Source organism: Bartonella sp. P12B (assembly GCF_055796185.1).
On record NZ_JBTTDI010000031.1, the window covers coordinates 1 to 4,470 of the forward strand.

The window sequence follows — 4,470 nt, forward strand, 5'->3', positions numbered from 1 at the left end:
GATTAAGGGATGTGTAAGAGAACCAAATGGACGCATCTCAAGAGCCAAAACACCACGTGAACCTATTGATAAACTGGCTATAGAAATGCGTGCTAAACGCTTTGGTTTGACACTACAAGATGCCAAAAATCCGCTTGCTGGTACCTATATCGGGCGGCTTTATTTACAAGGTCAACTTACTCAAGATCAGTATGAGGCTGCACAAAAATATCTTGAAGTGAAAAACAATTACCTCTGTGCAAAAGCGTTACCTAATGCTGTTTATGATGAAATGCCTACAACTTCTGATGATAGAGCAAGAGAGAAATGGGTTGAATTTGCAATCGAACAGTTTTTAAGCATGCAAGAAGTGGTAAGAGAAACACAGGCTTTAAATCGACAGTATAATCTTTATGCAGCAATACAATATCTTATTATAGAAGACCAAATGCTACCGCACCTTGTGAATTCACTGCATAGTGTGCTTGATGCGCTTCACAAACACTTCAACCATTAAACAAAGAATTGACATCAGATAAGAGATCAATTAAAATGTGTATATATTTACACATGATGAGTTTAGATAATGGAACAAGATAGCCGAAAAATCATTGCAAAATTAAAACGTGATGGTTTTGAACTTATGAAAGTGAGAGGTTCTCATCATAAATTAAAAAAAGATGGTAAGGTTGTTATTGTCCCACATCCTAAAAAAAATCTTCCAATTGGTACAGCACGTTCTATTGCACAACAAGCAAGCTGGTTAAAAAAAGGAGAAGAAGAATGAAAAGATTTTTTGCTCTTGTTCATAAAGATAAAGATTCTGCTTTTGGTGTTCAGTTTCCTGACTTTGAAGGGCTTTTTTCTGCTGCCGATGAAGAAAAAAATCTCATCACAAATGCAACTGAAGCTCTTCAACTTTATTGTGAAGATATCGATACAGTGCCTATGCCCTTAAAATTTGAAGAAGTCATACAACGACAATCTATCAAAACAGCTTTGGCAGAAGGAGCTTTTTTAATACAAGTCCCCTTTATTGAAAATGATGCTGAAGTAGTACGTACGAATATATCTATTGAACGAGGACTTTTACGTGCCATTGATGATTGTGCACAAGAAAGAGGCTTAACAAGATCTGCTTTTTTGGCAACAGCAGCGCGTCACGAGCTTAATATTTAGAGTTTCTTGCTTTTTGAGTGCGTCAACATATGCCATTTTGTTTCTAAAAACACCAGATTTTGATCAAAAAAAGTAAAAAAATACTAGATTATGATTTTTTCTGTTGACATCGTGTAAAAAATCGTATTTAATGACAATACTGCACTAGTTGTATTGCGTCTAAATTCAAAAATATTCCCCAAAAATTTAGTAAAATATATACCTGAAACATGGCTAAAATCCCGGTTTTCTCGGCAATTCTGGCTTGTCCATTTTCTCAAATCGTAAAAAGCAATATTTGACGCATGATGTCATTAAATCATTCCATAAAAGGAGCAATAATGAAAGCTGTCATCACTAAACCAATGTGTGTCGTTGGCGACAATAAAAGCACCGTTCGTTTTGAACCTTCTACACAAAATATTCCTTTCGTTGAGGTTTCCAATCAACTCTATGCTCGTCTCAAGCGTGCCAATGCTGCAAAACCTTTTGTTGAAAGCAAAACAAATGCAAAGCCTGATAAGACAATTGAAAAAGAAGAAAATGAAAATGGTCAAACATCAACTAAAGCAGTGGTAGAGGAAACCATATCCAAACAAACCAAAACATCTAAAGTTTCTAAGCCAGCAACATCTGCCCCCAAAAAGGCTTAGAAGTTGAAATTAATTATCCGCCAAAAATGGTATCTTCAGCAAGTAAAGGATACCTTTACAAATCTTCAAGCACCACGCCTTAATTGGGCTTTGCGTAATGCTGTAAATACCGCAGCAAAACAAGTGGAACGCTTTGCTGAAAAGGAAATTTCTGATCTTACATCAGCCCAATCAAAGCGTATCAAGCGAGGCGTTTATATTAAAGGAAAGGCTACAACACAGCTTCTCGAGACAGATATCATTGGCTCTGGAACACCGATACCTCTTAAATTTTTTAAAAAAGTAAGAGAAACAAAACACGGTGTGGCTTATACAATGTTTGGCAAGCAAGAAATCTTACCCCATGCTTTTATTCGAGGAGGAAAATTTCCAAAGCGTGTTGAATTAAAAATGGGGAACAATGTGTTTCAAAGAGCCGATGCTGATCAATTCCCCATTGCAAAACAAGAAGATCCCTCAATTGCTGGGGTAATGTCCAAGCCAGAAATTGCAAATACTATTGCACAATATGCCAATGAGAGATTAATCAAAAATATACAGAGACAACTTGAACGCCAAGAATATGCTGCTAACAAGAAAAAGAAATAATGTTCTTAAGCTATGCCTATACATGCAATACTATGTTTTTCTTTCTTGACAAGATGGCACCAATATATCCATTGTCGAATCAGGTGCCTGAAAACACCTTAAAACATCTAGCAGGTTGATTACCGAAATAATCAGTTTTCCGCACATGTAAAGGCTTTGACTCATTGTATGTTACACGCATATAATGCATTGTCGGGTGTGGTTATGCTATACAATACCCTCATGGGGAAAGCGTAACGACGGACTTGGTACCGTGTTTTTGAGCACCCAGCACTCTTACTTAGAGTGTTGAATCAAAAACTTTATTACCAAGGAGTTCACATGAACACTCTTATGGAAACTAATCAAAGCACTGTTAATAGTGCTACCACTCAAACTATGTCTAGCTGTGAAATCGCTGAGTTATGTGAAAAAAGACACGATCATGTAAGACGCGATATTAGTAAAATGTTAAGTGAACTATACCTTAAAGGGGGACTCCCCAAATTTTGGGGGTCCTATTTGAATAAACAAGGTAAGGTACAACCTTGCTACCATCTCCCCAAACGCGAATGCCTTATTCTCGTCTCAGGTTACAGCACTGCTTTACGAGCTAAAATCATAGATCGTTGGCAAGCACTGGAAGCACAAGTGGCAACATCTCAGATTGACTACTCAAGTCCTCAAGCAATGATTGGTTTCTTGAATCACTTGCAAAGTCAAATCGAGCAGAAAGACCATGTGATTGCTGAGTTAGAACCCAAGGCAAAGGCGCTTGATGGTTTAAAACGCTCTGATGGTCTGTTTGGTTTGATTGAATCTGCAAAGATGTTAGAGGTACGACCAAAAGATCTAACCGATTATTTGCGTAAACATGATTGGGTCTATCGACGGGCTCCAGGTGGTCCTTTGTTACCCTATCAGGATAAGATCAAGAAAGGTCTCATGGATTGCCCTGCTATTACTATTCAAAGACCCGATGGTACAGAAAAAGTGCTCCCTTCAACGAAAATCACATCTAGAGGATTAGCTTGCTTGAGAGAACAAATCCATGGGGGTGTGCAATGAATACCAGTATTGATTTCTTATGTGATTTGTAGATGGCGCTATCTCAATTTTCTAATCATCCAGGACTTGGAGATAAAGATTGTAATAATTTAGTTGAGGTTATGGACATAGTAGAAAAAGCTTTGATTTTAAAACTTAAAGATGACGTACCAAATATTACAAAGATTCTAGCAGTTCTTACAGACTTTGGAGCTTCAGAGTTTCCCGCAGCTATAGATCCTTTTTTAAAAGCTTACCAGCCGAATTGGAAAAACCCCATTAAAAAGGTTGCTTAAGTAAAAACATATCCCTCCCCGTTATCAAAAATGGGGAGGTTATTAAACTCTACATTCAAATTTATTGATTTTGGAAAATTCATCTGCTTTTTCAGTTTGTAATATACTAACGTCATAAGCAGCTTGCATGTTAAGCCAAAATTCAGCTGTTGTATCAAAAAAATAGGCTAATCTGAGTGCTGTATCAGGAGTCACTGGACTTTTTTCAGCAATAATACGTTCTATCCTCGTGCGTGGAACATTCAATGCTTTTGCAAGGGCATAAGCAGAAAGAGCATATTCTTTTAAATATTCTTCTCGTAAAATTTCTCCGGGATGTATAGCACTATAATTTCTCATCTCGACCTCCTGCAAATCAATGATAATCTACGATTTCAACTTCATAGGCGCAATTGGAACACCATTCAAAACAAATACGAAACTGGTCATTAATGCGAATAGAATATTGACCTTTACGCTCTCCTTTCAATGCTTCTAGGCGATTTCCCGGAGGACTACGCAAATCTTTGAGATCAACTGCTTTATCAAGCATAAACAATTTTCTTTGGGCGATACGCACTAGAGTTGTAGGAAAACCTTTGGGCGGGTTCCCTTCTAAAAGATCTTTACATCGCTTATCCGCAAAAGATTCAATCACCAAATCACCTTTATTCATTCTTTTACGTATCATAACATGATACCATCCGCAAAGAAAGAATAAATTTTAAATAACAGGAGCTTTTATGCATCCGAGAGAGACGATAAGAGAGAGTTTTGTTGCGTTGATAAAA

The 4,470-nt window shown here is 37.2% G+C and carries 9 protein-coding genes; 7 read left to right on the forward strand and 2 right to left on the reverse strand.

Features of this window, described 5'->3' with window-relative positions:
• Position 1: 1 nt before the first annotated feature.
• The 7 genes from AC0QT1_RS08245 (at position 2) to AC0QT1_RS08275 (ending at position 3,700) form a co-directional block, all read left to right on the forward strand.
• Positions 2-496 carry a hypothetical protein gene (locus AC0QT1_RS08245; RefSeq protein WP_473201254.1) on the forward strand — a complete coding sequence of 165 codons (495 nt, stop codon included), beginning with the start codon at positions 2-4 and terminating at the stop codon, positions 494-496.
• Between the two features lie 69 nt (positions 497-565).
• Complete coding sequence (locus tag AC0QT1_RS08250; RefSeq protein WP_473202091.1) at positions 566-766, forward strand: type II toxin-antitoxin system HicA family toxin; 201 nt, start codon at positions 566-568, stop codon at positions 764-766.
• Complete coding sequence (locus AC0QT1_RS08255) at positions 763-1,158, forward strand: type II toxin-antitoxin system HicB family antitoxin (protein ID WP_473201253.1); 396 nt, start codon at positions 763-765, stop codon at positions 1,156-1,158. Before AC0QT1_RS08250 ends, AC0QT1_RS08255 begins: the two co-directional genes overlap by 4 nt.
• 320 nt (positions 1,159-1,478) lie before the next feature.
• Positions 1,479-1,790: a hypothetical protein gene (locus AC0QT1_RS08260; RefSeq protein WP_473201252.1), complete on the forward strand. Its 312-nt coding sequence runs from the start codon at positions 1,479-1,481 to the stop codon at positions 1,788-1,790.
• 3 nt (positions 1,791-1,793) lie between these two features.
• Positions 1,794-2,378 (forward strand): hypothetical protein, encoded by a 585-nt coding sequence (locus AC0QT1_RS08265; protein ID WP_473202092.1) that lies wholly within the window; start codon positions 1,794-1,796, stop codon positions 2,376-2,378.
• A 321-nt stretch (positions 2,379-2,699) separates the two neighbouring features.
• Positions 2,700-3,425: a phage antirepressor KilAC domain-containing protein gene (locus AC0QT1_RS08270; RefSeq protein ID WP_473201250.1), complete on the forward strand. Its 726-nt coding sequence runs from the start codon at positions 2,700-2,702 to the stop codon at positions 3,423-3,425.
• 32 nt (positions 3,426-3,457) lie between these two features.
• Positions 3,458-3,700, forward strand: coding sequence for a hypothetical protein (locus AC0QT1_RS08275; protein WP_473202093.1), 243 nt, complete (start codon positions 3,458-3,460; stop codon positions 3,698-3,700).
• 42 nt (positions 3,701-3,742) lie between these two features.
• Here the strand turns inward: AC0QT1_RS08275 and AC0QT1_RS08280 are convergent, their stop codons facing one another.
• Positions 3,743-4,039 (reverse strand): HigA family addiction module antitoxin, encoded by a 297-nt coding sequence (locus AC0QT1_RS08280; protein WP_241438746.1) that lies wholly within the window; start codon positions 4,037-4,039, stop codon positions 3,743-3,745.
• Positions 4,040-4,055: 16 nt separating this feature from the next.
• Positions 4,056-4,370, reverse strand: a complete 315-nt coding sequence (locus AC0QT1_RS08285) for a type II toxin-antitoxin system RelE/ParE family toxin (protein WP_473202094.1) — start codon at positions 4,368-4,370, stop codon at positions 4,056-4,058.
• Between the last annotated feature and the right edge of the window lie 100 nt (positions 4,371-4,470).